The 21,023-nt window shown below is 70.3% G+C and carries 21 protein-coding genes and 3 pseudogenes; 16 read left to right on the forward strand and 8 right to left on the reverse strand.

The genetic code is table 11. The features are described from left to right. Both ACZ6ZQ_RS34905 and ACZ6ZQ_RS34910 read left to right on the forward strand, forming a co-directional pair. Window positions 1-149, forward strand: a 149-nt coding sequence (locus ACZ6ZQ_RS34905) for a LuxR C-terminal-related transcriptional regulator (protein WP_469772577.1), incomplete at its 5' end; no start/stop codon positions are given. A gap of 361 nt (window positions 150-510) precedes the next feature. Further along, window positions 511-627 (forward strand): annotated as a pseudogene (locus tag ACZ6ZQ_RS34910) (transposase); the annotation flags it as partial. 30 nt (window positions 628-657) lie between these two features. Here ACZ6ZQ_RS34910 and ACZ6ZQ_RS34915 read toward each other — a convergent pair. Both ACZ6ZQ_RS34915 and ACZ6ZQ_RS34920 read right to left on the reverse strand, forming a co-directional pair. Next, window positions 658-1,308, reverse strand: a complete 651-nt coding sequence (locus ACZ6ZQ_RS34915; RefSeq protein WP_469772578.1) for a formylglycine-generating enzyme family protein — start codon at window positions 1,306-1,308, stop codon at window positions 658-660. Between the two features lie 38 nt (window positions 1,309-1,346). Continuing rightward, window positions 1,347-1,904 (reverse strand): GNAT family N-acetyltransferase, encoded by a 558-nt coding sequence (locus ACZ6ZQ_RS34920; protein ID WP_469772537.1) that lies wholly within the window; start codon window positions 1,902-1,904, stop codon window positions 1,347-1,349. Window positions 1,905-2,272: 368 nt separating this feature from the next. Here ACZ6ZQ_RS34920 and ACZ6ZQ_RS34925 point away from each other — a divergent pair, with 368 nt between their 5' ends. The 3 genes from ACZ6ZQ_RS34925 to ACZ6ZQ_RS34935 are packed head-to-tail and all read left to right on the forward strand — an operon-like array spanning window position 2,273 to window position 4,036. After that, window positions 2,273-2,509 carry a DUF6186 family protein gene (locus ACZ6ZQ_RS34925; protein WP_469772538.1) on the forward strand — a complete coding sequence of 79 codons (237 nt, stop codon included), beginning with the start codon at window positions 2,273-2,275 and terminating at the stop codon, window positions 2,507-2,509. A 31-nt stretch (window positions 2,510-2,540) separates the two neighbouring features. Continuing rightward, entirely contained in the window at window positions 2,541-2,939 is a 399-nt protein-coding gene (locus ACZ6ZQ_RS34930) for a DUF6256 family protein (RefSeq protein ID WP_469772539.1), read from the forward strand. Beyond that, the gene (locus ACZ6ZQ_RS34935) at window positions 2,939-4,036 is read left to right on the forward strand and encodes a baeRF2 domain-containing protein (protein WP_469772540.1); all 1,098 of its coding nucleotides are present in this window, start codon (window positions 2,939-2,941) and stop codon (window positions 4,034-4,036) included. Before ACZ6ZQ_RS34930 ends, ACZ6ZQ_RS34935 begins: the two co-directional genes overlap by 1 nt. Window positions 4,037-4,187: 151 nt before the next feature. Here ACZ6ZQ_RS34935 and ACZ6ZQ_RS34940 read toward each other — a convergent pair whose 3' ends face one another. Further along, a complete protein-coding gene (locus ACZ6ZQ_RS34940) occupies window positions 4,188-6,257 on the reverse strand; it encodes a sensor histidine kinase (protein ID WP_469772541.1) in 2,070 nt (689 codons plus the stop codon). Between the two features lie 166 nt (window positions 6,258-6,423). After that, the gene (locus ACZ6ZQ_RS34945; protein ID WP_469772542.1) at window positions 6,424-6,669 is read right to left on the reverse strand and encodes a response regulator transcription factor; all 246 of its coding nucleotides are present in this window, start codon (window positions 6,667-6,669) and stop codon (window positions 6,424-6,426) included. Between the two features lie 403 nt (window positions 6,670-7,072). On the opposite strand from ACZ6ZQ_RS34945, the gene ACZ6ZQ_RS34950 reads away from it, so the two are divergent. Further along, a complete protein-coding gene (locus ACZ6ZQ_RS34950) occupies window positions 7,073-9,511 on the forward strand; it encodes a SpoIIE family protein phosphatase (RefSeq protein WP_469772543.1) in 2,439 nt (812 codons plus the stop codon). Window positions 9,512-9,690: 179 nt separating this feature from the next. Here ACZ6ZQ_RS34950 and ACZ6ZQ_RS34955 read toward each other — a convergent pair whose 3' ends face one another. Continuing rightward, on the reverse strand, window positions 9,691-9,924 hold the full coding sequence (locus ACZ6ZQ_RS34955) for a hypothetical protein (protein WP_469772544.1): 234 nt from the start codon (window positions 9,922-9,924) through the stop codon (window positions 9,691-9,693). 179 nt (window positions 9,925-10,103) lie between these two features. Between ACZ6ZQ_RS34955 and ACZ6ZQ_RS34960 the strand changes: the two genes are divergently transcribed. Continuing rightward, complete coding sequence (locus tag ACZ6ZQ_RS34960) at window positions 10,104-10,373, forward strand: hypothetical protein (protein WP_469772545.1); 270 nt, start codon at window positions 10,104-10,106, stop codon at window positions 10,371-10,373. 93 nt (window positions 10,374-10,466) lie between these two features. On the opposite strand, the gene ACZ6ZQ_RS34965 is transcribed toward ACZ6ZQ_RS34960, so the two are convergent. After that, on the reverse strand, window positions 10,467-11,669 hold the full coding sequence (locus ACZ6ZQ_RS34965; RefSeq protein WP_469772546.1) for an erythromycin esterase family protein: 1,203 nt from the start codon (window positions 11,667-11,669) through the stop codon (window positions 10,467-10,469). A 58-nt stretch (window positions 11,670-11,727) separates the two neighbouring features. Between ACZ6ZQ_RS34965 and ACZ6ZQ_RS34970 the strand changes: the two genes are divergently transcribed. Beyond that, complete coding sequence (locus ACZ6ZQ_RS34970; RefSeq protein ID WP_469772547.1) at window positions 11,728-12,495, forward strand: TioE family transcriptional regulator; 768 nt, start codon at window positions 11,728-11,730, stop codon at window positions 12,493-12,495. A 174-nt stretch (window positions 12,496-12,669) separates the two neighbouring features. On the opposite strand, the gene ACZ6ZQ_RS34975 is transcribed toward ACZ6ZQ_RS34970, so the two are convergent. Beyond that, on the reverse strand, window positions 12,670-13,584 hold the full coding sequence (locus ACZ6ZQ_RS34975; RefSeq protein WP_469772548.1) for an aminoglycoside phosphotransferase family protein: 915 nt from the start codon (window positions 13,582-13,584) through the stop codon (window positions 12,670-12,672). Window positions 13,585-13,648: 64 nt separating this feature from the next. Here ACZ6ZQ_RS34975 and ACZ6ZQ_RS34980 point away from each other — a divergent pair, with 64 nt between their 5' ends. The 5 genes from ACZ6ZQ_RS34980 to ACZ6ZQ_RS35000 all read left to right on the forward strand — a co-directional run bounded on the left by ACZ6ZQ_RS34980 (window position 13,649) and on the right by ACZ6ZQ_RS35000 (window position 17,407). Continuing rightward, window positions 13,649-14,542, forward strand: a complete 894-nt coding sequence (locus tag ACZ6ZQ_RS34980) for an RNA polymerase sigma-70 factor (RefSeq protein WP_469772549.1) — start codon at window positions 13,649-13,651, stop codon at window positions 14,540-14,542. A 64-nt stretch (window positions 14,543-14,606) separates the two neighbouring features. Then, the gene (locus tag ACZ6ZQ_RS34985) at window positions 14,607-15,365 is read left to right on the forward strand and encodes an SDR family oxidoreductase (RefSeq protein WP_469772579.1); all 759 of its coding nucleotides are present in this window, start codon (window positions 14,607-14,609) and stop codon (window positions 15,363-15,365) included. 548 nt (window positions 15,366-15,913) lie between these two features. Beyond that, window positions 15,914-16,237, forward strand: a complete 324-nt coding sequence (locus tag ACZ6ZQ_RS34990) for a plasmid stabilization protein (RefSeq protein WP_469772550.1) — start codon at window positions 15,914-15,916, stop codon at window positions 16,235-16,237. 78 nt (window positions 16,238-16,315) lie between these two features. Then, the gene (locus ACZ6ZQ_RS34995) at window positions 16,316-17,098 is read left to right on the forward strand and encodes an Fpg/Nei family DNA glycosylase (RefSeq protein ID WP_469772551.1); all 783 of its coding nucleotides are present in this window, start codon (window positions 16,316-16,318) and stop codon (window positions 17,096-17,098) included. Window positions 17,099-17,176: 78 nt separating this feature from the next. Beyond that, window positions 17,177-17,407 (forward strand): DUF6480 family protein, encoded by a 231-nt coding sequence (locus ACZ6ZQ_RS35000; RefSeq protein WP_469772552.1) that lies wholly within the window; start codon window positions 17,177-17,179, stop codon window positions 17,405-17,407. An 85-nt stretch (window positions 17,408-17,492) separates the two neighbouring features. On the opposite strand, the pseudogene ACZ6ZQ_RS35005 reads toward ACZ6ZQ_RS35000, so the two are convergent. Continuing rightward, window positions 17,493-17,744, reverse strand: a pseudogene (locus ACZ6ZQ_RS35005) (DUF5709 domain-containing protein); the annotation flags it as partial. A gap of 181 nt (window positions 17,745-17,925) precedes the next feature. Between ACZ6ZQ_RS35005 and ACZ6ZQ_RS35010 the strand changes: the two are divergent. The 3 genes and pseudogenes from ACZ6ZQ_RS35010 to ACZ6ZQ_RS35020 form a co-directional block, all read left to right on the forward strand. Next, window positions 17,926-18,300: a Ku protein gene (locus ACZ6ZQ_RS35010; RefSeq protein ID WP_469772553.1), complete on the forward strand. Its 375-nt coding sequence runs from the start codon at window positions 17,926-17,928 to the stop codon at window positions 18,298-18,300. A gap of 88 nt (window positions 18,301-18,388) precedes the next feature. Next, window positions 18,389-20,200 (forward strand): thiamine pyrophosphate-requiring protein, encoded by a 1,812-nt coding sequence (locus ACZ6ZQ_RS35015; protein ID WP_469772554.1) that lies wholly within the window; start codon window positions 18,389-18,391, stop codon window positions 20,198-20,200. A gap of 240 nt (window positions 20,201-20,440) precedes the next feature. Beyond that, window positions 20,441-20,938, forward strand: a pseudogene (locus tag ACZ6ZQ_RS35020) (metallophosphoesterase family protein); the annotation flags it as partial. Window positions 20,939-21,023 lie beyond the last annotated feature (85 nt).

The raw sequence follows: 21,023 nt of genomic DNA on the forward strand, positions 1-21,023 counted from the left end.
TCGCCGCCGGGCGCACCTACCTGCAGACGGCCCGCCACATGGGACTCTCCAAGCACACCGTCGACGCCTACCTCCGCCGCATCCGCGCCAAGCTCAACATCAACACCACGGCCGAACTCACCCGATTGGCCATCTCCCTCGGCCTGTGACACCCCGCTGAGGTTGGTGTGCGGGTAATGGGTTTGCTGGGTGCGGGGGTTACGGCGATGCTGGGCGCGTGCCTGGGCAGAGGAAGCGGAAGCGACAGGAGCGGGAGAGGCGCCAGCGGGATGCTTCCCGCTTCGCCCCTGAGGCGGGACGCTGGGAAGTGCTCTTCGAGACCGAGGATGAGGCGGAATGGCGAGCTCAGGTTCGGCGCCTGCGAGCTGAGAACGAGCAGATCGACTGGACACTGGTCCGAATGGACACGCTCTGTGGGCGGTTGGTCCAACCGACGACCTATCGGTTGAGTCTGTTCGTGCCGACCGTTGCGCCCGTTGCCGCGCATGACCGCCACTGACAGATCATCACGTGCCAGGCGGAGGCGAGCCGGCGGATACGGCGTGGGAGGGGCTGGCGCCGTTGTTTCCGCAGTTCGACTGGCGCGGTCGTCCGTGGCGTGATCACCGGCAGGTGGTCAACGCGGTGTGGGACGCGGCCGTGGCGCGCACGTCATTGTCAGTGCATGACGGAACGCGCGATGCGGAAACCCACGTCATCGACCTGGAAAGTCGGGTGGCTGCGGCGCCGCACCGAGGCGCGGCAACTCCAGTGCTCGTCGAACCACCCGCCGCCACGCAGCACCCGGTAGGCGCCGTAGACCTCGGGGTCGTAGATGTCCCAACACCACTCCCAGACGTTGCCGAGCATGTCGTAAAAGCCCCACGCGTTGGGCTGCTTGCCGCCCACATCGTGGATGCGTTCGCCCGAGTTGCCGCGGCACCAGGCGATCTTGTCAAGCGGCCCGTAACGCGGTCCTGTCGTACCGGCACGACAGGCATGCTCCCACTCCGCCTCGGTCGGCAGCCGGTACCCGTCGGCGGATGCGTCCCAGTCGATGCCTTCTCCGTCGGCATGAAGACGGTAGGCGGGCGCGAATCCGTCGCGTTGGGACAGGGCGTTGCAGAACCTGACCGCGTCCCACCAGGAAACACCCTCGACGGGTAGCTGGTCCCCACGAGCGGTGCTTGGCCGCCGGCCGGTGATCTGTGCGTGGAGCGCCTGGGTGACCGGGAACGCCGAGAGCCGGTAAGGCGCAAGCTCCACCGACCAATTGCGCTGCGTCCGCCGGTCCGACAGCGTGACCTGCCCCGGCGGGACGGCGATCATCTCGTTCTCGCGTTCGGCACCGGGCCCAGATGACAAGCTCACAGTGCGCTCGTCGAGTGCAGTTGGGCGAACTCGTCGGCGAGCATGCCCATCATGACGAGATCGTGGCGGCGACCGGCGAAGAACACCTGATCGCGGAGGCGCCCCTCCTCGACGAAGCCGAGCCGACGATGAAGTGCCAGCGATGCCTCGTTGTGTGCGAAGATCCGCGCTCCGCACTTGTGAAAGCGCCGCTCGGCGAACATGAAGCGCAGCAGCATCACCACAGCTTCTGCCGCGTAGCCCTTGCGTCGATGATCGGCGCCGATCGTGATGCCGTACTCGAACCAGCCCGCACATGGGTCGGCGTGGTGCGAGCCGACGGCACCGACTGTCTCCCCCGTGTCAGCGGCTTCGATTGCCAACTGGAAGCTGTTGCCGTCGGACTTGGCAGCGGCCTGCTCCTTCGCCCAGGTGCGGTAGCTCTCGGCGGAACGGGGTGGGTGCAGGGTGTCTCCCAACCGCTCCTCGTCCTCGGCGAAGCGCATGAACGCGCTCCAGTCGTCGGGCTCGATACCGCGCAGGCGTACCCGTTTGCCGGTCCAGAACGATGCCATCCCCTATTTGATCACGCTGCAACGCGCGAGGTCCAGACCTTCGTCAACCTCTGAGACGGCCTGTGACCTGGCACTTCGAGGTTGCCGAACATGCCAGTTTCGAGCCGCGTTCGGCACCGGAGATCACACGACCATGTCCTGGGCGGCATGCGGCCGAGCCGAGGAGACGCAGGCCCGCCGAACGCCACAGATGGATGGCCTGCCGTGCACCGGCCAGGACCCGCCGGGTGGCCCGACGAAGCGTCCGATGCCACGCCCACCGCGCCTTCCCGTGGCGCGTCCGGCTTTCCGGGCCGGTCGTGGCGGATGATCGGCCTGACCGCCCCGGTACGGCGGGGCAGTGGCACACACGCGTGCGGGAGGTCGCGGTGGCGGAGCATCCGGTGATCGGGTATCTCGTCTGGGCCGTACTGTTCGGCGCCGTCTTCGCCTGGGAGGGCATCGGCCTGATCCGGGCCGACGACGCCTTCCCCACCCTCAGCGATGCCATGGGCGCCGTCATACGCCGTCCAGCGGGGCGATGGGCGCTCTTCGCCCTGTGGCTGTGGTTCGGCTGGCACACGTTCGTCCGCGGCTGGCACTTCCTGCTCCGGGACGCGTCGTGATGATCCGTCGGCGCGGGGGAAGGGACCGGCCATGCTCCCCCTGCCGCTGAACATCTCGCTCATGCTGATCGGCTATGCGCTGGTCATGGGATATCTCGCCCTCGGCCTGCGCATCCTGCGCCGTCAGCCGTACGGCTCCCGGCGGCCTGCGCGGCGGCCGGCTCTGATGGCCGCGTGGCGCGGGTGGCCGGGGCTGATCCGCCAGGTGGCCGGCACCGCGGTGGGCGGCTATGTGCTGCTGATGGCCGTGGTGGCCGTGACCTACGAAGGTGTGGCGAGCCGGGGTGGCCGGCTGCTGGAGAGTGCGGCCACGGGAGGCGCGCTGCTCGTGGGGACCACGCTGCCCGTCTTCTTCCTCGCATCGTGGGTTGCCGTACGACTGCAGCATCATCGAAGGAGAAGGAGGGAGAAAAGCGCCGAGGAGTGGTGATGAGGCTGTCGTTCCTGGGGCCTCTCTATGCGGAGCCGGGCCCCTTCGTGTCCGTGTACCTGGACACTTCGCGCGACATCGACCATCCGGAGCGGGCGATTGCGCTGCGCTGGCGCCGCCTGCGCGACGAGCTGACCCGACAGGGCGTCGACCGGTCGACCATCACGGCCGTGGAGCAGGTGGTGGGCGCGGACGCGGAGCTGCCCGGCATGCACGGGCAGGCCATCTTCACCGCCCACGGGGCACTGGTGCTGGACGGCGAGCTGCCGAAGCCGCCCGCGCACGACTCGGCGCGCTACGGCACCTTGCCCGACGCGATGCCACTGGTGGCCCAGCACGTTCCGGAGATCCCGTATCTGACCGCGGTCGTGCACTACGGCGGACTGCCCACCGCCGAGACCGAGGGCACGGTGACGGTGGTGGCGGAGACCGGTGTCTGGCCGGTCTCGAACGTCGCCCCGGGCGAGCGGCTGCACCGGCGGGTCCCGGTGGGCGAGTGGCACGACACGGCCGTACGGCTCGGCCACGAACTGGACCAGTGGGCGCGGCAGGACGGCGCCGACGCCTTCGTGATCGGCGGGGACGAGTGGGCCTGCGGCGTCCTGGTGCGCCGACTGCCCGACAGGCTGCGGGACCGGGTCGTACGGGTCGGGGGCGAGACGCCGACGGACACTGGGCGGGCGCTCCTGGAGCCGCAGCTCGAGACGGTCTTCCGAGGACGCATGGCCATCCACGACCGGGTACTCGTGGAGACGTTCATCGCCAGGCGGGCCCGGCACGGAGCCGCGGCCGAGGGCCTGGCCGCCACGGTCGCCGCACTGCAGCGAGGCCAGGTCGCGGCACTGCTGCTCAACCGCCCGCCGGCGTCGTCCCTCTGTCTCTGGACGGGCTCACAGCCCACTCAGCTGGCCCTCACGGAGGACGAACTGCTGTCCTTCGGGGTACGGGCACCCAGGGAGGAGCCTGCCGACGAGGCCTTGGTCCGCGCCCTCGTGGGCACCGGTGCCGAACTGGTCGTGGCACCGGAGCACGTGCTGCGCCTGCGGGAAGGCGTCGGCGCGCTGCTCCGGTACACCGACCCGGGGACTCCGTGCTGACGGCGGAGTCGTCATGACGGACGCTTCCTGACGCCGGGCCACCCGCGGCCCCGGCACGCACCCGTCGCGGACCCGCCGCGGTCCTGCCGCAGGCCCGCCAGGATGAGGGACTGTCGCGCGTCGGCGCGCTTGCCAGGCGGCAGCAGCCCGGTCACGGTTGCACTGTCAGAGGCTGCTCGGAGGCGGGCGCAGGCGGCGACACGGCGAGCAGCGAGGCCGGCAGGGCCACGTACGCGGTGGTGCCGGAGCCCTCGGTCGGGCGTAGCTCGACCTGCACGCCCAGGCGGGCGGCGAGCCTGCCCACGACATAGTGGCCGAGGAATCCCGTCGGTGCGACGAGGAAGCTCTCCTCCCCGGCCAGCCGGGCGTTCGCCCGGGCCAGTCCCTCGGCGGACATCCCTGTGCCGCGGTCCACGACGGCCAGGCAGTACTCGTCCACATCGCGCCAGCCGTACACCTCGACCGGCAGGTTCGCCGATGAGTAGCAGAGGGCGTTCTCGATCAGCTCGGCGAGCAGGTGGGAGAGATCGGCGACGACGTGGCCGCGGATGCGGCACGACTGGACGTCTGGCAGCACGACCCGCCGGTACTGCTCAACCTCCGAAAGTGCCGACTGCACCACCTCGAGCGTCGTGACGGTGCCCGACCAAGGGCGGGGCGGGTCCTGTTCGCCGACCAGTACCAGGAGCGACTCGGCGTTGCGACGCATCCGGGTGGCGAGGTGGTCGAGCTCGAACAGCTCGCCGAGTGCGTCCGGGTCGATCTCCTGGCTCTCCAGCGTGGTGATCAGTCCGAGCTGGCGGCGGAGCAGACTCTGGTTCCTGCGGCCGAGGTTGGCGAGGGACTCGGACGTGTTGCGGCGCAGGGCCGCCTGCTCGGCGGCGAGGCCCACGGCCGTGCGCTCCACGTTGCGCAGGGCTGCGGCGAGCTGGGAGATCTCCTGGGCGCTGGTGTGGAACCTCGGCTCGTACGGAACGGGCGTGAGCGGTCGTGTGCCGGCCGGGTCCGGCTCCGCCTCCTGGATCCGTCGCACCGCCTCCCGCAGCCGGGTGCCGGCCACGTCGTCCGCCTCTTCCGCGAGCGCGCCGAGCGGTCGGGTGATGGAACGGGCCGAGAGCATGGCGAGGGCGGCCGCGACCACGACAATGAGGACTCCCAGCCCGATGAACCCGATGAGCTGCCTGGTCGCGGTGTCGCTGAGCTGCCCGGCCCGTGCCTGTGCGTCCGCGCCGACGCGTTGCTGTACGCCGTACAGGTCGTCGACCAGGACTGTCATGGACTGCCACCACTGCGCGGGGTCGACCCCGGGACGTGAGCCGTCCGCGGCACCGGAGGCCCGGTCCTCCAGGGCGAGGGCGCGCCGGGCGTCCTTGGTCGCGAACGCCCCCTTGAGCGCCTTGCGCTGGGCCGGTGTCGCCGACTGTTCGTACTGGCGCAGAGCCGCCACGCGGGCGGCCCGAACCTCGGTGAATTCCAGGTACTCGTCCCCGCGGAAGCGTCCGGCGGCGAAGACGCCGTTGAGCGCGCCGCGCTCCAGCGCCACCGATTCGGTGGCGTCGGCGAGCGCCTGCAGCGCGGCCATCCCGTCGACCAGGGTCCGGTCGCCGCGGGCCGCGTCGGTGGTGTCGGCCGACTGCGCGCGGATGAACGCGGAGATCACTGCCGTGTAGTAGTCGAAGGTCTCGGTGCGGGCCGCGCTGCCCGCGTCGACACCGGAACGCACGGCGACGAGCCGTGCGAGCCGGTCGTCGGCCGCCTCGACGGCGGACTCGGTGTCGGCGGCGTCCTCGGCGAGTACGGCCGTGAGGCCGGCACGCGCGGAGTCGGAACGCTCCCGCTGTGCGGCCAGATCGTCCCGGTACTCGTCGGCTCCGCCTAAGAGCCCGTTGGTGAGGCCCCGTTCGCGTTGGAGCTCATGCACGAGGGCCTGCACGCCGAGGACCACGTCGACCCGGTCCCTGGTCTCCCGGGCCGCGGCCCAGTCGGTGCCCCGGTCCGTGACCGCGAGCCCGGTGAGCCCGAGCAGCAGACACGTCGGTACGGCCAGCACGACCGCCACCCGCCCGCGGATGGTGCGCCAGCCCGGGGTCAGGCGGGCCAGGCGTTGGGGGAAGGCCGGTGAGTCCGATTCGGCCGGTTCGGTGGCTCTGGTGGCTCTGGTGGGTTCGGTTCGGTCGGTGTGTTTGGGTTCACTGGGCTTCACATGCCCCTTTTCGGTCACGGAGTACGACGTTAGAGACCGGCCGTCAGTACGCCATTTCCCTTCCGTAAGAGGCGAGTTGCACCCCGCTCACGGGAGGCGCCCGACTACTCCTGCGGCACGGGACATATTCCCGAAACGCGGATGCGGGCAGTGTCCTGCTTGCCGTGGCTTGGGTGGCCGGGTGTCAGAGGCCGAGGGTGATGGCGAGGCGGGTGAGTTCCGCGGTGCTGTGGATGCCGAGCTTGGCGCGGATGCGGCGGAGGTAGGCGTCGACGGTGTGCCTGGAGAGTCCCATGTGGCGGGCGGTCTGCAGGTAGGTGCGTCCTGCGGCGATGTGCCGCAGTGTCTCCTGCTCGCGCGGGGCCAGCACATGCTGCGCGAGCTGCGCGGGTTCGGGGGCTTCGGCGTACAGCGTGGGCGTGGGACTCATCGGACCTCCTCCGCCTGATCGGCTCGGCCATCACTGCTCGCACTCTCGGAAGCAGTGCATATCCGATGGAAATGGCGAAATTCGGGTATTTGCCGTCCATCACGCGGGAAGACTGGGGCCCGGTTCCACGACGTGGCACATTCTCTGAAGTTTTCTTTATCCGCCCAGGTCGGCGAGGTTCGGGCGACGCCCATCGGAGGTTGGGGCGGGTGGCCGGGGGCCGGCTTGTTCGCGGCCTCGTCCTGCATGGGCTGGCATGGGCGGCGGTCCGCGGCCGGGCCGGGGCCCCGTCGCATCGCTGCGTTGGTGCTGGCTGCCCTGCAGGATCATGCTTGTCAGAGGGGTGGTGGCTGGGCTGGTTCGTTGGGTCGTGCGGGCTTTGGCGAGGGTGAGATGAGTGGTGATGGAGCGGATTCCCACCCCTTCTGGTGAGCGGCGAGGCGAGGCAGAGGCCTCGCTCGAGTCGACGTACACGGCCACGGCCACGATCAGCGGGCAGGGCATCGTGACGGGGTGGAGCGAGGGCGCTTCGCGGCTGCTCGGCTACGCGCCCTCCGGGGTCGTGGGGCGCCCCGCCGCCCACCTGCTCGCCGACGACGCCGCTGACGAGGGTGAGAGTGCGTGGCGGGCGGCGACCGGGCCGGGGCGGTGGGGCGGCAGCGTGGCGCTACGGCACCAGGACGGCCGGCGGCTGGAGGTGGGGGTGCTCGCGCATCGGCGGGCGGCGGGTGGCGGCGGGGATGTGGAATGGCTGGTGGTGTCCGCGGTGGCTGGCAGGCCGGTGACGCCCGGCGGCGGTGCGCTGGGGGAGTGGGTGTTCGTGCAGTCCCCCTGTGCCGGGGCGGTGTTCGACGCAGATCTCCGGCTGGTGCGGGCGAATGCCGGTATGGAGCGGGTGCTGTCCTTCGCGGAGGCCGAGATGCGCGGGCTGCGGTTGCCGGAGATCGCGCCGTATCCGGCGAGCGTGGAGGCCGAGGCAGCGATGCGCCTGGCGTTGGACACCGGTGAGTCGCAGCAGGTGAAGGCCTTCATCGGCCCCACCGGTGTGAGCCCGGAGGGTGGCTGGTCGGCTTCGCTTGCTCCGTTGCGGGATGCGGACGGCCGGGTGTGTGCGGTGTGCGTGGCGGCGCACCGCGGACCGGGGGAGGATCCTGCCCAGCAGCGGATGCTGTTGCTGCATGACGCGGGCGCGCGGATCGGTTCCAGTTTGGATATCGCGGGTACGGCGCAGGAGCTGGCCGGCGTCGCTGTCCCTGGCTTTGCGGACTTCGTGGCTGTCGACCTGCTTGATTCTCCCCGGCACGGTGACGAACTGCCGGCAGCCGTGCCGGCCGGGCAGCCTGTTCGCGTGAGCCGCCTCGCTGCGCGATCGGTGCTCGAGGGGAGCCGGGAGTCTCTGGGCAAGGTGGGGGAGAGCTTGGTCTATCCGGCGCTTTCGCCTGCGGCGGAGTGTCTGGTCGCGGGCCATGGCGCGGTGTACGAGGTGGCCGATCCGGCGCTCGTCCAGTGGGTGGCGAACGATCCGGGGGCCGCCTGGATCCGCGAGGCGGGGACGCACTCGGTGATGGCGGTGCCGATGCGTGCTCGTGGAGTCACTCTCGGTGCGGCTCTCTTCGGGCGTCACCAGCGTCCGGAGCCGTTCGGTCCGGATGATCTGGCCCTGGCCGAGGAGCTCGCGGCCAGGGCTGCTGTCAGCATCCACAATGCCCGCCGCTTCACCCGGGAGCGCACCAGCACCATGACCTTGCAGCGCAGTCTGCTCCCGCAGACGCTGCCCGATCAGGCGGGGCTGGAGATTGCCTCCCGCTATCTGCCCGCCGGGAGCGGGGCGGGTGTGGGCGGCGACTGGTTCGATGTGATCCCGCTGTCCGGGGCGCGGGTGGCCCTGGTGGTGGGCGATGTGGTCGGCCACGGCATCCGTGCTTCTGCGACCATGGGCCGGCTGCGTACTGCGGTGCGCACCCTGGCCGATGTGGACCTGCCGCCCGACGAACTGCTGACCCACCTCGACGATCTGGTCATGCACCTCTCCGCGGACGAGGGCGATGCGGAAGGCGGTGCCGAGGCTGCCGGGGGGATCGGCACCACGTGCCTGTACGCGGTCTACGATCCGGTCACCCGCCACTGCACGCTGGCCCGGGCCGGTCATCCCCCGCCCGCCGTGGTCAGCCCGGACGGCGGCGTGTATCTGCTGGATGTGCCCGCCGGCCCACCGCTGGGCCTGGGCGGCCTGCCCTTCGAAACCGTCGAGAGCGAACTGCCCGAGGGCAGCCTCCTCGCCCTCTACACCGACGGCCTGCTCCAACCCCGCGAGCGCGACATCGACGACGCCTTCGACAAGATGTTCGCCGCGCTCGCCCGCCCCGCCCAAACCCTGGACACCGTCTGCGACCGGGTTCTCACGGCCCTGCTCACCCACCGCCCCGACGACGACGTCGCTCTGCTCATCGCCCGCACCCGGGTCCTGCACGCCGACCGGGTCGTCGCCTGGGACCTGGCCTCCGACCCCGCCGTCGTCGCCCAGGCCCGCCAGTACGCCACCGATCAACTCACCGCCTGGGGACTCGACGAGGCCGTCTTCGTCACCGAACTGATGGTCAGCGAGCTGGTCACCAACGCCATCCGCTACGGCCGTCCACCCATCCAGCTACGCCTCATCCACGAGAACAGCACCCTCATCTGCGAAGTCTCCGACTCCAGCAGCACCACGCCCCACATGCGTCGCGCCCGCACCTTCGACGAAGGCGGACGAGGCTTGCTGCTCGTCGCCCAACTCGCCCAACGCTGGGGTACCCGACACGCCCCCACAGGCAAGACCATCTGGGCCGAGCAAAACCTCTAGTGCTGTGACCGGGGAACGTTCGCCGGTCGAGTGATGGGCTGGTTTCGGGGCGTCCGACGACGATGACCATGGACATTGAGACAAGGACTGCGAATCGTCCGGCCGGAGACTTCGGTCAGAGGGTCAGCATTCGGCCGTCGTCAAGCGGGGAATCGCCGGCATTCCGGCTCTGCCGGCGCTCAGGCGTGGTCCACGAGCTGCGCAACGCCCCTCTGGCGTGCACAGTGCGCGCAACAGAAGAACTGCCCGTCCGATTGAAGGCCGTGGCCGAGGATGCGGCACTGGCAGTTCTCGCAGATCGGTGCCATCTTCTGTGCTGCGCACTCGATGCTGTCGAAGATGTGGACGGCTCCTGCGGCATGCACTTCGAAGGACATCTCGTAGTCGTTGTTGCAGACCTCGCACACAGCCATGAATGATCAGCTCCTCGTAGCTTCACGGACAGCCGGGCGGGGCCGGCGGTCGGCTTTCCTGGAAGGTATCGAGCAGGCGCATCGAACCTCCGGCGGCACGTTGGGCAGGTCTCGACCGGCGTACCGGAATCACTCAGGTGGGCGCGGGGGGATGCACAGCCGACGGTAGCGTGGCGGGCATGGCAAACGAGGCCTGTGACAGTCCACGGCTGGCGGCACTCTACGATCCGATCGATCCGGACCGCGGCGATCTCGACGTATACGTGGCCGTGGCCCAGGAATTGAAGGCGCGTCAGGTCCTTGACGTGGGGTGCGGGACGGGTACGTTCGCGCTGATGCTGGCCGACCGCGGGCTGATGGTGTCCGGCGTGGACCCGCCTCCGGGGCCTCCCTCGACGTCGCCGTCGCAGGAGTCGGCCCGGTCGAGATCTGGGCTCCAACTTCGATGAGACCGCTGAGACTTCACTGCCGGGACGCCGGGACGCCGGGGTGCCTCCCGCCCCTCCGAGGCGCCGCGACAGGCGGGACTTTCGCAACGGACCCTAGCTCTGCGGGACGTCTTTGACGAAGACGATCCCGTCGTTTCCGGCCAGGTGGGCTGGGTCAAGTGGGCTGTAGCCGTAGTAGGGGGACACGCGGGGGGTGGGCCGTGTGTCGCAGAGGGCGGTGGCCAGTCGGGCGGCGTCGACGACGCAGCGGTCCTCCGGGAGCGCGTACAGGAGTCCTTCGACGGTGTCCGGTGGCGGGGCGCCCACTCCCTGGTGCCGGATCGTGCCCAGGGCCGTGGCCAGGAAGGCATACTCCTCGCCCAGACGGGCGCTCACGAGCGCGCCGGCGCTCCACCACTCCAGCGGCAGGTCGCCCATCCGCATCGTGCTCTTGTTCCGCTGGAGATGGCCGTTGTGGGCGTGGACCAGCGCCGGCCCCCGTTCGGCGACGGCGAGGAGGTTGTCGGCCATCATCCGGTCCCGCAGGCTTACCAGCCGCGTCATGCGGCTCGTTGAGGCGTCGGCCATCCAGAAGTGGTAGCGCAGCAGGCCGGTGGCGGTGCGCCCGTACAGGCGCGCCCGGTCCCAGTCGTCCCGCGAGGTCGCTTCGATCAGGTGCGGCGTCTGCGCGTCGAGCAGCGCCACCAGATCGTCGGCGAGCAGTCGCAGCTCTCTGGCCTCGGCCGACTGCCCCACGGACCGCGACGGGTCCATCATCGCGGCGGGATCGGTCCACCGGTCGTCGGCGCCGAGCAGGCGGTCGAGCGTTTCCGCGGAGCAGGGGAGCAGGTCCGCGTCCACCCGGGTCGAGAGGTAGCCGTGGAGTGCGAAGAGGGCCTGCCGGGGGCTCGCGGCGCCGGTGATCTCCAGCGGGCCGTCGAAACCGGCGAAGCGGAGCCGCTCGGACGCGGGCCGGCCGTCGTTGTACGCCCGTATCCAACGCACGAGTTCGCGGTTGGCCGCGGACGCGCCCCAACCGTGACTGAATCCGCCCTCCATGACCTCGTCGAGGGTGCCCGTGCCCGAGGTGACGTAGTCGTCCACGACGAGGCCCATCATGCAGTCGCTCTCGATCGCGATCGTCCGGTAGCCCTCCTGCTCGACGAGCTGCCGGAAGAGCTCGTTGCGCAGGTCGAGCAGAGCGTCCTCGCCGTGGGTGGGCTCGCCCAGGGCGAGCACCCGCGGCCGGGCCGGGAGCAGCCTCATGACGGCGACGGCCTCGACGGCATGGGCGGTGTCCTTGATGTCAGTAGCCATGCCTTCAACGCTATCGTTGAACTTTCGATTGAAACTTTCCCGCGATATCGTCAGGTCCGTGGGACGAAACCTTCAAAGTGGTGGGCAGCTCAGGCCGATTGATCTGGCGCGCGGGCATGGTCTGTCCACGCAGGCGGTCAGGAATTACGAGGAGGCCGGCATCCTTCCGGCTGCCGATCGCACACCCCACGGCTACCGCACCTACACCTCGCTGCACGCGAGGGCTCTGCGCGCATTTCTTGCCCTGGTGCCCGGCCACGGCCACCGGACGGCGGCGTCGATCATGCGGGCCGTGAACGAGGGCACGGTCGATGAGGCGTTCCGCCTCATCGACGAGAGCCACGCCCAGCTGCTCGACGACCGCCGGACCCTCCAGGCCGTGGAAAGCGCCCTTCGCGACCTGGAGCCCATCACGGCGCCCGGCCCCACCACGGCGCCCGAGCCCGGAGTGGGGTCCGAGCCGGCCGCGCAGTCCGAGCCCGGCGACATGTTCATCGGGCCGCTGGCAGGGAAGCTCGGAATCCGGCCCGCGACGCTGCGCAAATGGGAGTGCGCCGGGTTGGTGCGCCCGCGCCGTGACCCGCTGACCGGGTACCGTGTCTACGACGAGGCCGACGTGCGGGACGCCGGGCTGGCCCACCAGCTCAGGCGGGGCGGCTACCTGCTGGAGCAGATCGCCCCGCTGATCGCCCAGGTGCGGACGGCCGGTGGACTGGAGCCGCTGGAGGCCGCACTGTGCGACTGGCGCGGCCGGCTGTCCGCCCGCGGGCGGGCGATGCTGACCGGGGCCGCCGAGCTGGAGGCGTACCTCCGCGAGCGCGGATGAGACTTCGGTCGCCGGCCGAGGAGAACAAGGGTCACAGGCGGTTCGGTCTCGGCCGACCCGTCCGCCGTCGCGAATCCGAGCGATCGAATGGGACCGCAAGACGTGGCGCCGGTGTTCGCTCCGATGTTCCGTACCAAGGGCGACCTTGCTCCGACGGCCTGCTCGGCCGGTCGTTCAGCGGGCTGTTGCGATGAGGCGTCGAAGTGCGGCTTGGGCGGGTGGGCCCCAGGTGGGCTTGCCGCCGGGGCGGCCGTGGACGCCGGCCTCTCCGATGAGGATGCCGCCGAGGGCGCGCAGCGCCGCCCAGCCGCGGGCGCGGCGCAGGGTCGCGGTGTCCGGGGTCGGTTGGTAGGCCTCGTGGAAGCGGTCGGCGGCGCCGTCCGGCAGCAGTGTCCAGGGGGCAGCGAGGTCGCAGGACGGATCGCCCGCGCAGAGGTCACCGAAGTCGATCACGCCGCAGAAGGTGCCGTCGGTGGTGAGGATGTTGGCCGGATGCAGGTCGCCGTGGAGCCACAGTGCCGGGCCCGTCCACTCGGGTGCGGCAACGGCGTCTTCCCAGACGGCGCGGACGGCGTCCGGATCGGGGATCAGCCCCAGCTCGGTGGCCGAGGTGAGCTGCTTGGCGAACCCCTCGGCATGGTCGGCCAGCGGCCCCCCGCGATCACGACCGGCGGGCGCCCCGGTGGGAGCGGGTCGGTGAAGAGCCGTCAGGAAGGTGGCCAAGGCGTCGGCCGCCTCCGCAGCGCGCGTGGCGGGGGCGCGGTCGGCGGGCTCGCCCGGCACCCAGGTGGTGACGATCCAGGGCCGCGGAAACTGCTCGGAGGGCTCGCCGATGCGTTGCGGGACAGGGACCGGCAGCGGAAGGTGCGGGGCGAGAGCCGGCAGCCAGGCATGCTCCTTGCGCAGCAGGGCGTCCGCAGACTGCGTCGCCCAGGGCAACCGGACGGCGAGGTCGTCACCGAGCCGCCACAGCTGGTTGTCCCAACCACGCGCGCCGAGCTTCAAGGGGTGATCGGCCAGGTCAGGGTGCTGGTCGCGCAGCAGGTCCCGGACCAACTCCGCTGTGATCTCGATCTCGGTGTGGGTCATGCGCAGCAACCATAGCGTCGCCGACCCGGCCGAGATCCTCAATGATCTTCTAGCGTAGACGCTTATGGACAAGGCGCAGCAGTTCGAAGAGCACCGGCCCCGGCTGTTCTCGTTGGCATACCGGATGCTTGGGTCGGCGGCGGAGGCGGAGGATGCCGTACAGGATGCGTACCTGCGGTGGCACGGGGCCGAGCCCGGGCAGGTCAGTGCGCCGGGGCCGTGGCTGGCGAAGGTGCTCACGAATCTGTGCGTGAACCGGCTGACCTCGGCGCGGGTGCGGCGTGTGGAGTACGTGGGGCCGTGGCTGCCCGAGCCGGTGCGGACCGATGACGGGTCACTGGGGCCGATGGAGACGGCGGAGCAGCGCGAGGCGGTGTCGCTGGCGGTGCTGGTGTTGATGGAGCGTTTGACGCCGCCGGAGCGCGCGGCGGTGGTGCTGCGTGACGCCTTCGGATACAGCCATCGGGACGTCGCGGGCGTGATCGACTGCTCGGAGGCGAACGCGCGGCAGCTGTACCGAAGGGCGACGCAGCATCTGGCGGACGGTCGGCAGAAGTTCGTGTCGTCCCCGGAGATGAGCAGCGGATTGCTGGCCCGGTTTCTGGAGGCGGCGGCTCAGGGGGCGATGGCGCAGTTGGAGGCGCTGCTCGCCGACGACGTGGTTGCGTGGTCGGACGGCGGTGGCAAGGTCGGTGCGGCGCGGCGGCCGGTCGTCGGCCGGGAGAGGGTGGCTCGGTTCCTGGCAGGCCTGTCCGCCCGGTGGGCGAGTGGGGTGCGGATGGAGATCGCCGAGGCGAACGGCAGTGCGGTGGTGCTCGGCTGGGAGGACGGCGAGCTGACTTCGTTGGGTGCGCTGGAGGTCGGCGAGGCGGGAATCATCGGGATTCGGATCGTCCGCAACCCCGACAAACTGGCCTTTCTGTCCGGTCAGTTGCGGGAGCTGTCACAGAACACCTGAGTCGTCGGTTCTTCATGAGTGACAGCAATACGAGAAGGGCTGGCTGATGGACAACGACGGGATCATGGTGACCGGGGCGACGGGCGTACTCGGCCGAGTGGTGCTGGAGCGGGCGCGCCGGACCGGGGTGCCGGTGCGGGCGCTCAGCCGCAGGGCCGTGCTGCCGGGCGATGCGGGGGTGACCTGGTTCACCGGTGACCTGACGAGCGGTGCGGGTCTGGACGAGGCGTTCGCCGGCGTCCGTACGATCATTCACTGTGCGACCGACATCCGGCATTTCAAGAATGACATCCCGGCCCTCCACCACCTGCTGGAGGCCGCGAAGCGGGTCGGGGCCGAGCACGTCGTCAACATCTCGATCGTCGGCATCGACCGGATCCCGTACCCGTACTACCGGATCAAGCTGCAAGGGGAGCGACTGCTGGCGGCGTCGGGAATCGGCTGGAGCAGTGTGCGCGCCACTCAGTTCCACGAGCTGTTGGACAGGAGCTTTTCCGTGTTGTCCAAGCCGCCCGTGGTCATTGTGCCGGCCCATACCGTCTGCCAGCCGATTGACCCGGGTGAAGTCGCGGACCGTCTCGTCGAGTTGGCGCTGGAAGGCCCCGCTGGACAGGTGCCGGACCTGGCCGGGCCAACGGTGTACACGGCAGACGGGCTGGCCAGGAACTGGCTGCGGGCAGCGGGCAAGCGCCGCCTCGTCCTGCCGGTGCTCATCCCGGGGAAGGTTGGCGCGGGCTTTCGTTCCGGGGCTCTGACCGCGCCCGACCGCGCGGTGGGCAAGCGGACCTGGGAGGAATACCTGGCCGAGAAGTTCGCTCGCTGACGTCGATGCGAACGTTGCGCGGCACCCGGGGGTGAGGGCACGGAACAACCCGGCACCTCCGTCCGTCCACGTAGGGGACGCCGTGGAGGGCCCCGCGGGGCACGTGCACGTACGAGTGTGGCGGGCGATTGAAGGACGTGGTGGTGGAACGCGGCCCGACCCCTCGGATGATCACCGAGGACTCCGGCACCTCGGGCGAGCGACACCCTCGGCGGACGGCTACGAGGTCAGAAAGTGGGTGCGGTGTCCGGCGTGGTCACGCCTCTCCGGGATGGTGTGCGCTCCCGCCGGCGAGGAACCGCAAACCAGGTCCGTAGGGAACGACCGGACGGTTTGACACCGGCGCAGCCGGGCAGCCGCCGGAATGCCCCGGATGCGAACCGTCCAGCGCAATACGGAGGCCCCATGCAGCAACCGATCGCGAAAACAGCAAGTCCGGGTGAAGCTGGACTGACGCGCGGGTGACCCGAATGGTGTCACCGGATGACGGACATCGAAGACAGGGCCACCGGCGATTACCAACAGCACACAAGCGTAAAGGAGCTGTCATGCCCAGGGGATCGAGCTCCAAGCGGGAGCGACAGTACGAGCACATCAAGGAAAGCGCCGAGAAGCGCGGGGAGAGCACGAAGCGGGCCAAGGAGATCGCAGCCCGTACGGTGAACAAGGAACGGGCGCGCGCGGGCGAGTCCCGCACCGCCAGTAAGAGCTCGATCCAGGACAAGTCGTCCTCCCAGCGAGGCGGAGAACGATCGGGCAAGGGTTCACAGGGCCCGACCTACGACCAGCTCTACGCCGAAGCCCAGCGCCGCAACATCCACGGCCGGTCCTCGATGAACAAGTCCGAGCTGAAGCGGTCGCTCGGCCGCTGATCGTGAAGGAATCCGTACGGCACCTTCTGGCTGTCGAAGACGGCGCTGCCGCACTTCCCGAAAGGCGGGGAGGAGAACATGCCCGAGCTGCCGGACGTCGAGGGTTTCCGCAAGGTACTGAGCATCTGCGGGCGTGGCCGGCGCGTCACGAACGTCGACATACGAGATGCCGGTGTGCTGCGCGGAGTCACCGCGAGGCGGCTGCGGAAGGAGATGAAAGGGGCGCGGTTCGGGAAACCCTGGCGCCACGGCAAGTGGCTGATCGCGCCGACCGACGGCGGACCCGCACTCGTCTGGCACTTCGGAATGACGGGAGCGCTGCTGTGCGCCTCTGTGGACGACCCCCTGGATCCCCACGACCGCGTCGTGCTGACGCTCGACGACAAGCGGCAACTGCGCTACCGCGACCAGCGCAAGCTCCAGGGCGTCCAGCTCGCCGGGGACGACGCCGCCGTCGAGCGGATCCTGGCCGATCTCGGTCCCGACGCCCTCGCCGTGGACCGAGCGGCGTTCCTGGAGCTGTTGGCCGGCCGACGGGGAGCCGTGAAGGGCGTGCTCATGGACCAGTCCGTGATCGCCGGTCTGGGAAACCTGCTCAGCGACGAGATCCTCTGGAGGGCGCGCGTGGCGCCGGGGCGCCCGGCGCGGGGCCTGAGCGCGGCGGAGGGCAGGCGCGCGTACGCCGCGATGGGCCGCGTGCTCAAGTCCTCGGTGAAAGCCGAGCGCGTCCCACCGCGGCGTACCTGGCTCACCGGTCGCCGGGACGACAGCGAGCCGGAGTGCCCGCGCTGCGGGGAACCGCTGCGATCGCGTCGTATCTCCGGCCGCCGTACCCTCTGGTGCCCGCACTGCCAAAGCTGAGCGCGGCGCCGGCCGGCCGAAACAACGCGATGCGTCGCCGACGTCATTACATCGGAGCGCATGGGGCACCCACCCGATATGAGCACGAACAATCCCGATCCTGATCCTCGCGTGACCCCCGGCCTGGAGCCCGGTGGTTCGGTGCCTCCGGGCGAGACCCCGCCCGCCGAGGCAGGCACGGCCTCGGGCACCGGCCCGCACGAGACCCGCACACGCGGCTGGGCCAAGGGCCCGATATTTGTGATCGCGGTCGTCGTCCTGCTGATCGCCGCGTTCTTCCTCGCGTACGCCGTGATCCTGCTGGCCTGACGACCGCACAGCCCTGCCCCCGTCCCGCTTCGAGGTGGCCTGCGGGGCCTCACTCTGCGCGCCGTCGCGTTTCCTCCTCGTACACGGGCACGTCGGCGTCCGGGACCTCCTGTGTCAGGCGCTCGTCGAGGGATTCGCCCGCCTGCTGCTCCGCGCCCGTCGTGCCGTACTTCTCCACACCCAGCGGGCGCTCGGGAGGCGAGTAGCCGTCGTCGAGGCTGTCGTCGGTCTGGGCGTCGTCGAGCGCGTTCTGCAGGTCCAGCTCGTCGTCAGGACGGTTCTGCACATCGGAGTGCTGGGGCTGGTAGACATCGTCGCCTCGTCCTTGGTCGGACATGGCGCACCCCTTTCGTAGGAGCTTCCCCCTGCCGGACCACGGCCTGTCGGGCAGATACCCCGGCAGACACCGGCGGCCCACTCGTGGGGCTGCAGTGAATCGACACGCCGGCCCCCTTCGTCCAGCGTGTCACCTGCCACCGGCCGGGTACCCACCAGAAGGGGGCCGGAGGTGAGAATCCATGGCGCGGGCGGTGTGCAGCGGTGCGCTGACGTTCGGGCTGGTCACGGTGCCCGTGCAGATGCTCGGCGCGACCGAGAGCCGCACGGTCCACTTCCACCGGCTGCAGCGCGGCACGTCGGACCGCGTACGCAACAAGCGCGTGAACGAGCGCACCGACGGGGAGGTGCCGCCGGAGGAGATCGTCAAGGGCTTCGACACCGGCGACGCGCACGTCGTCGTCGAGCCCGGCGAGCTGGACGACATCGACCCGGGCCGCTCCCGGTCCCTGGAGATCAGGGGCCTTTGTCGACCCGGACGAGGTCGATCCGATCTTCTTCGACAAGCCCTCCTACCTGGGCCCGAAGGGCAAGGAGTCACGGCCCGTGCCGCCTGACACCCGTCCGGCCGACGGGTGAGCGAGTCCTCGGCCGGCCGTCCCCCGAAGTCCGGCCGGTCACCCGCTGTGAACGGAGTCCACCACGATGAAGGTTTCCGACCACATCCTCGAACGGCTTCGCGCATGGGGCGTCGAGCACGTCTTCGCCTATCCCGGCGACGGCATCAACGGACTGCTCGCCGCCTGGGGGCGCGCCGGCGACACCCCGCAGTTCATCCAGTCCCGCCATGAGGAGATGTCCGCGTTCGAGGCCGTCGGCTACGCGAAGTACTCGGGCCGTACCGGAGTCTGCGCCGCCACGTCGGGCCCCGGGGCCATCCACCTCCTCAACGGTCTCTACGACGCCAAGCTCGACCATGTCCCCGTCGTGGCCGTGGTCGGGCAGACCGACCGCAGCGCGATGGGCGGCTCGTACCAGCAGGAGGTCGACCTCGTGTCGCTCTACAAGGACGTCGCTTCGGAGTTCTGCGCGATGGTCACGGTCCCGCAGCAGCTGCCCAACGTCCTCGACCGGGCCATGCGCGTCGCGGCCGCACGCCGCACCGCGACCGCCGTGATCGTCCCCGCCGATGTGCAGGACCTGGAGTACGAGGCGCCCGGGCACGCTTTCAAGATGGTGCCGTCCAGCCTGGGGACCGGCCATTGCGCACCGGTGCCCTCCGACGAGGACCTCGCCCGCTGCGCCGAGATCCTCAACGCCGGGGAGCGCGTCGCCGTGCTCATCGGCCAGGGGGCACGGAACGCGCGCGCCGAGGTGGAGGAGCTCGCCGACGTCCTGGGGGCCGGTGTCGCGAAGGCGCTGCTGGGCAAGGACGTTCTGCCCGACACGCTGCCGTACGTCACCGGCGCGATCGGGCCGCTGGGCACCCGGCCCTCGTACGAGCTGATGCGCGACTGCGACACGCTCCTGGTGATCGGCTCCAGCTTCCCGTACAGCCAGTTCCTGCCGGAGTACGGGCGGGTGAGGGCCGTGCAGGTCGAGATCGAGCCGTCCATGGCGGGGCTGCGCTACCCGTTCGAGCTCAATGTGCTGGGCGATGCCGCGGAGACCCTCAAGCGGCTGATCCCTCTGCTGGTCCGCAAGCACGACCGGTCCTGGCGCGGGGCCGTCGAGCGGAACACGCACCGCTGGTGGGAGGTGATGGAGCGGCGTGCCGCCGTGTCCGCCGATCCGATCAACCCGGAGCTCGTGGTGCACACGCTCGACCGTCTGCTGCCCGATGACGCCGTCCTGGCCGCGGACTCCGGATCGGCGGCCAACTGGTACGCCCGCCACCTGCGGATGCGCGGCAGCATGCGCGGGTCCCTGTCGGGAACCCTGGCCTCGATGGGTTCGGGCGTCCCGTACGCCATCGGTGCCAAGTTCGCCCTGCCCCTACGGCCGGCGATTGCGCTCGTCGGCGACGGTGCGATGCAGATGAACGGCCTCTCCGAGCTGATCACGGCCGCCAAGTACTGGCCGCAGTGGTCGGATCCCCGTCTCGTCGTCGCCGTCCTCAACAACCAGGACCTCAATCAGGCGACCTGGGAGATGCGCACCCTCGAAGGCGCGCCGCAGTTCGAGGAGTCCCAGCGCCTGCCCGACGTTCCGTACGCCGCCTTCGCGCGGGAGCTGGGCCTCGACGGGGCGCGCGTGACCGACCCCGGCGACGTGGAGCAGATCTGGCGTCAGGCCCTCGCGTCCGACCGGCCCTTCGTCATCGACTTCCGCACGGACCCCGCCGTCCCGCCCATACCGCCGCACGCGACGTGGGACCAGATACGGGCGACGGCCACCGCCGTATGGCGCGGTGACAGCGACAGGGGCTCGGTGATCCGTCAGGGCGTCAAGGCGAAGATGCAGGAGTTCCTTCCCGGCGGCGGCGCCGGAACCCAGGCCGGTGGCGGCAAGGACTGATGGGCCGGCAGGACGGAGCGGTGGTCATGAACCACATGAGCGAGACCCGCGACGTCAGCCGTCGGCCGCACTTCGCACATGCCGTCGGCGACCCGGCGAACGACGCGTCCCACGACCTTCCCCCGGACCGCACCCAGTCGATCCTGGAGACGACCAAGCAGGTGGCGGCGCTGCTCAAGGCGTCCGGATACCCCTTCGCTCTCGCGGGCAGCGTCGCGGCGCACGCGCACGGCGTACCACCGCGAGGCCGAAGTCACGGCCGTACTGACCGAGGCCGGCGTGACGGTCCTCGATGGCGACGCCACGATGCTGGACATCCGCGGCACGAAAGTCGGCATCGTCGGCACCAAGGGCTTCGGCGGAGGCTACACCGGCCGGAGCGCCGGCGAGTTCGGCGAACCGGTGATGAAGGAGTTCGTCCGCTACACCCGGCGCTGCGCGACAAGTCTGCGCCGAGCGCTCGACATGCTCGTCGCGCAGGGCAGCGCGGTACGGATCGCCCTGACGCATTTCTCGCCGGTGCCGGACACCCTCGCCGGAGAGCCGCCCGAGATCTATCCCTTCCTCGGCAGCTATCTGCTGGCCGAGGCCGTGGACGAGTCGGGCGCGGACCTGGCGGTGCACGGTCATGCGCACCGGGGTGTCGAGCACGGCATGACGGCGGGCGGTGTCCGCGTACGCAACGTGGCCCAGCCCGTGATCGGCCGTGCCTTCGCCGTGTATCACCTTCAGGTGCGCCGACGCCGTCGTGACGGGTCGGTGCTCCCGCTCCAGCGTCCCGAGTCAAAAGCTCCTCCATGGTGCCGCCTGCCGCCTGTTGCCT

It is taken from the genome of Streptomyces sp. NPDC053673 (genome assembly GCF_055585225.1).

Bases quoted from the DNA above. Each gene is read 5' to 3' on its own strand.
- ACZ6ZQ_RS34915 (WP_469772578.1), bottom strand. From the start codon at position 1,308: ATGATCGCCGTCCCGCCGGGGCAGGTCACGCTGTCGGACCGGCGGACG.
- ACZ6ZQ_RS34920 (WP_469772537.1), bottom strand. From the start codon at position 1,904: ATGGCATCGTTCTGGACCGGCAAACGGGTACGCCTGCGCGGTATCGAG.
- ACZ6ZQ_RS34930 (WP_469772539.1), top strand. From the start codon at position 2,541: ATGCTCCCCCTGCCGCTGAACATCTCGCTCATGCTGATCGGCTATGCG.
- ACZ6ZQ_RS34935 (WP_469772540.1), top strand. From the start codon at position 2,939: ATGAGGCTGTCGTTCCTGGGGCCTCTCTATGCGGAGCCGGGCCCCTTC.
- ACZ6ZQ_RS34945 (WP_469772542.1), bottom strand. From the start codon at position 6,669: ATGAGTCCCACGCCCACGCTGTACGCCGAAGCCCCCGAACCCGCGCAG.
- ACZ6ZQ_RS34950 (WP_469772543.1), top strand. From the start codon at position 7,073: ATGGAGCGGATTCCCACCCCTTCTGGTGAGCGGCGAGGCGAGGCAGAG.
- ACZ6ZQ_RS34955 (WP_469772544.1), bottom strand. From the start codon at position 9,924: ATGGCTGTGTGCGAGGTCTGCAACAACGACTACGAGATGTCCTTCGAA.
- ACZ6ZQ_RS34960 (WP_469772545.1), top strand. From the start codon at position 10,104: ATGGCAAACGAGGCCTGTGACAGTCCACGGCTGGCGGCACTCTACGAT.
- ACZ6ZQ_RS34965 (WP_469772546.1), bottom strand. From the start codon at position 11,669: ATGGCTACTGACATCAAGGACACCGCCCATGCCGTCGAGGCCGTCGCC.
- ACZ6ZQ_RS34975 (WP_469772548.1), bottom strand. From the start codon at position 13,584: ATGACCCACACCGAGATCGAGATCACAGCGGAGTTGGTCCGGGACCTG.
- ACZ6ZQ_RS34980 (WP_469772549.1), top strand. From the start codon at position 13,649: ATGGACAAGGCGCAGCAGTTCGAAGAGCACCGGCCCCGGCTGTTCTCG.
- ACZ6ZQ_RS34985 (WP_469772579.1), top strand. From the start codon at position 14,607: ATGGTGACCGGGGCGACGGGCGTACTCGGCCGAGTGGTGCTGGAGCGG.
- ACZ6ZQ_RS34990 (WP_469772550.1), top strand. From the start codon at position 15,914: ATGCCCAGGGGATCGAGCTCCAAGCGGGAGCGACAGTACGAGCACATC.
- ACZ6ZQ_RS34995 (WP_469772551.1), top strand. From the start codon at position 16,316: ATGCCCGAGCTGCCGGACGTCGAGGGTTTCCGCAAGGTACTGAGCATC.
- ACZ6ZQ_RS35000 (WP_469772552.1), top strand. From the start codon at position 17,177: ATGAGCACGAACAATCCCGATCCTGATCCTCGCGTGACCCCCGGCCTG.
- ACZ6ZQ_RS35010 (WP_469772553.1), top strand. From the start codon at position 17,926: ATGGCGCGGGCGGTGTGCAGCGGTGCGCTGACGTTCGGGCTGGTCACG.
- ACZ6ZQ_RS35015 (WP_469772554.1), top strand. From the start codon at position 18,389: ATGAAGGTTTCCGACCACATCCTCGAACGGCTTCGCGCATGGGGCGTC.